The 3,611-nt window shown below is 58.0% G+C and carries 4 protein-coding genes and 1 pseudogene; all 5 read left to right on the top strand.

Features of this window, described 5'->3' with window-relative positions:
- The coding region (locus Q1B15_RS01565; protein ID WP_299749123.1) for a DDE-type integrase/transposase/recombinase at window positions 1-443 on the top strand (443 nt) is incomplete at its 5' end.
- Window positions 444-497: 54 nt separating this feature from the next.
- Window positions 498-608: pseudogene (locus Q1B15_RS01560) on the top strand (SDR family oxidoreductase); the annotation flags it as partial.
- A gap of 244 nt (window positions 609-852) precedes the next feature.
- On the top strand, window positions 853-1,716 hold the full coding sequence (locus Q1B15_RS01555; protein WP_299749118.1) for a xanthine dehydrogenase family protein subunit M: 864 nt from the start codon (window positions 853-855) through the stop codon (window positions 1,714-1,716).
- Window positions 1,713-2,189, top strand: a complete 477-nt coding sequence (locus Q1B15_RS01550; RefSeq protein WP_299749115.1) for a (2Fe-2S)-binding protein — start codon at window positions 1,713-1,715, stop codon at window positions 2,187-2,189. Before Q1B15_RS01555 ends, Q1B15_RS01550 begins: the two co-directional genes overlap by 4 nt.
- Window position 2,190: 1 nt before the next feature.
- A partial coding sequence (locus Q1B15_RS01545) for a xanthine dehydrogenase family protein molybdopterin-binding subunit (RefSeq protein ID WP_299749112.1) occupies window positions 2,191-3,611 on the top strand: 1,421 nt, incomplete at its 3' end.

Below are 3,611 nucleotides of genomic sequence, written 5' to 3'. Positions count from 1 at the left end.
ATCACGGAGGCGAGGTGCTGGAAAGCTATGTGACTAAGCGCCGTGATCGCAAAGCAGCTTTGAAATTCCTTAGGAAAACCATGAGACGATATGGCCAACCGCAGGTGATTGTGACGGATAAATTGCGTTCATATGGCGCTGCGATGAAGCAGATTGGCAATGCAGACAAACGGGAAACGGGACGCTGGCTCAACAATCGGGCCGAGAATTCACACCCGCTGCCTGACAGTGGTTTGCTTGCAAACCATGAAAAGGAGCCGTTTCGACGACGAGAACGGGCGATGCTTCGGCTCCGGCGCATGCGAAGTTTGCAAAAATTCGTCTCCGTCCACGCCTTGGTCCACAACCATTTCAACCAGGAACGCCACCTTTACTCACGCGCCAATTTCAAGCTTAACCGCGCGGCCGCTCTCTCCGAATGGCGTCAACTCGGTGCGGCATAAAGGGCAGCTTCATTGTCCTTGCAGAGACTGGTTCGCATTCGTCTGACAGCACCATGGGCAACGCTTGAGGAAATCGCGGATGGTATCCTTTATCTCGCCTCTGACCTGTCATCCTTCATGACCGGCCATGCGCTTGTGATCGACGGTGGTGAGAGCATCTGTTGAATTTGGGCTTGCAGGTGTCATGGGGGCGCGCGACCTTGCGGATGCCCCTGTTTTCGAGAATTGAAGCCCTCGAATTCAGTCGGGCCATGCTTGTGAAATGTGGTCTTGTCTGGCTGTAGGTGCTAAAGTGAAAATTGGAAGTGGCGTGCCGGGACAGCCCTGTTGGCGGGGATGCTGTTGATGGTCGCGCGCTGTGTTCTTTTGCACAAACATATTCAATCCGATTTGGAATGTGGTGATGACAATGCGATACGAAAAACCTGCGACGGCACAAGAGGCCGCAAGCCTTCTGGCAAACGAGCCAGGCGTTGCCCGCGTGTTGTCTGGCGGGACTGACGTTCTGGTCCAGCTTAGGGCCGGTATGATAGAGCTGGACCTGATCGTCGACATCAAGAACCTTGATCAGATCAAAGACATTACCTCCGAGGATGGGGGTTTCAGGATCGGCGCAGCCGTTTCCGGCGCCTCGCTTGGTGAGCACGCGGATGTTGTCGCCCTTTGGCCGGGTGTTATTGAAGCCTTCGAATTGATCGGCTCGACGCAGGTGCAGGGGCGTGCCACGATGGCCGGAAACCTGTGCAATGGATCGCCCGCCGCAGACAGCGTTCCGGCCATGGCCGCTGCGAATGCAACGGCGCGCATCGTGGGGCCGGACGGGGAACGGGACTGTTCGGTCCAGGATATACCGGTGTCACCTGGTCGGACCTCTCTCACAAAGGGCGAGATCGTAACCTCGATCTTTTTGCCAGCACGTCCCGAACGCGCCGCGGACGCCTACCTGCGGTTCACACCCCGCACCGAAATGGACATTGCGGTGGCGTCCGCCGCTGTCAGTTTGGAGCTTGACGCGGGCGGCACATGCACAGCGGCACGTATCGCCCTTGGGGCGATCGCGCCGACAGTCGTGTTGGTCGATGCCGCGTCCAAATGTATCATCGGAACAAAGCTAGATGCGGCCGCACTAGAGGCCATGTCGACGGCTTGTTCCGCCGCGTGCAATCCGATTGATGACAAGCGCGGAACCATTGAGTTCCGCACCCAGGTCGTTGGCGTTTTGGCCAAACGCGCCGCGTTGATTGCCTATAAGCGTGCAGGAGGCCGCACATGAGAAATCTCCACATTTCCACCTCGGTGAACGGTGACCAAACCGAATTTGTCTGTGCGCCGGACGAGACGTTGCTGGATGTGCTGCGCAACCGCCTTGGGCTTACCGGTGCAAAAGAGGGGTGCGGGACAGGCGATTGTGGTGCCTGCAGCGTGACCCTCAATGGGCGCCTTGTCTGTTCGTGTCTGGTGCTTGGAGTTGAGGCCGAAGGCGCTGAAATCGGCACGGTTGAGGGGTTGGCAATGGGGGATCACCTGCATCCGTTGCAGCGCAACTTCATTGACCATGCCGCCTTGCAGTGCGGCATCTGCACCCCCGGCATTCTGGTTGCGGCGAAGGCCCTGCTGGAAAAAAATCCAAACCCGACCGATGAAGAGATCAGGTATTGGCTGGCGGGAAACCTGTGCCGCTGCACCGGCTATGACAAGATCATAAAAGCCGTGCAGATCGCAGCTGCCGAAATGAGGGGTGCATAAAATGGCTTTGGATTCAAAGATGAATCGAGTTTTCAAAGTTGTTGGAACCCGCCCTCCACGCCCCGATGGCGTCGAAAAGGTCACAGGACGCGCGATGTACGGCGCCGATGCCACCGCGCCCGGTATGTTGGTTGGGCGCATCCTGCGCAGCCCGCATGCCCATGCCATTATAAAGTCCATAGATGTCTCTGCAGCCAAGGCCCTGAAAGGGGTCAAAGCCGTCGTGACCGCCGCAGATTTTGGTGTGCCGAACGATCTTTCAATTCGTGACGTGCAGGACAATTGCATGGCGCAGGGAAAGGCGCTGTATCACGGTCACGCCGTGGCTGCTGTCGCGGCTAATACTGCGGCCATTGCCAGTCAGGCCCTAAAGTTGATCAAGGTGAGATATGAGGTCTTACCCCATGTCACCGACGTTGACGAGGCGATGCGTCCGGGCGCGCCGATTGTTCAGGAAGGGCGCGCTTTGGAAAACGTCGCTGCCGGATTTTCGGAAAATGTGACCAGCCAGTGCGAGTTCGGGCATGGCGATCTGGAGGTAGGCTTTGCCAAGGCTGATAAGGTCATTGAGCGAAGCTTTACCACGGCCGCGACACATCAAGGATATATCGAACCACATGCCTGCCTCGCGTCGATGTCGCCGGACGGGAAGGGCGATTTGTGGTGCTGCACGCAGGGCCAGTTCCAAGTCCGCACCCTGTGCGCCGAAATCATGGGAATGGATGCCAGCCAGTTGCGGGTGACGGCCTCGGAAATTGGCGGCGGATTTGGCGGCAAGACAACCGTATTCATCGAACCAGTTGCCCTTGCCCTGTCCCGCAAATCAGGGCGCCCGGTGAAGATCGTGATGACCCGCGACGAAGTGTTCAAGGCAACAGGTCCAACGGTGTCTTCCTCGATGGATGTCAAGATCGGCATGACCAATGATGGTCGCATCACGGCCGCTCAGGCCCAACTGCGCTATCAGGGCGGGGCATTCCCGTGCGGTACGGTCGAGATGGGGGCGCAAAGCGCATTTGCCTGCTACAATCTGGATGCGGTTCATACTGTGGGTTGGAATGTGCTGACCAATCGCCCGAAAGAGGCGGCCTACCGCGCGCCCGGTGCGCCGATGGCGATCTATGCTGTCGAAAGCGTTATGGACGAGCTGTGCCAGGAACTTGGCCTTGATCCGCTGGACGTCCGGCTGAAGAATGCCTCCACCAAAGGCACAAAGTCATCCTACGGTCCGACCTTTGATGACATCGGTCTGCGTGCGACGTTGGAGGCGGCAAAGGCGCATCCGCACTGCTCCGCGCCCCTTGGCCCAAATCAGGGACGGGGCCTGTCCTGCGGGTTCTGGTTCAATTTTGGCGGCAACACCTGCGTGTCATTGAACATCAATACTGACGGCACCGTGGGGATTACCGAAGGCAATCCGGA

Source organism: uncultured Boseongicola sp. (assembly GCF_937988555.1).
In the GTDB taxonomy this organism is placed as follows: domain Bacteria; phylum Pseudomonadota; class Alphaproteobacteria; order Rhodobacterales; family Rhodobacteraceae; genus Boseongicola.
The sequence above is the reverse complement of the archived record's forward strand: the minus strand, read 5'-3'. Positions and strand labels throughout refer to the sequence as shown.

Coding starts and splice junctions, on each gene's coding strand:
- Q1B15_RS01555 (WP_299749118.1), top strand. CDS start 853: ATGCGATACGAAAAACCTGCGACGGCACAAGAGGCCGCAAGCCTTCTG.
- Q1B15_RS01550 (WP_299749115.1), top strand. CDS start 1,713: ATGAGAAATCTCCACATTTCCACCTCGGTGAACGGTGACCAAACCGAA.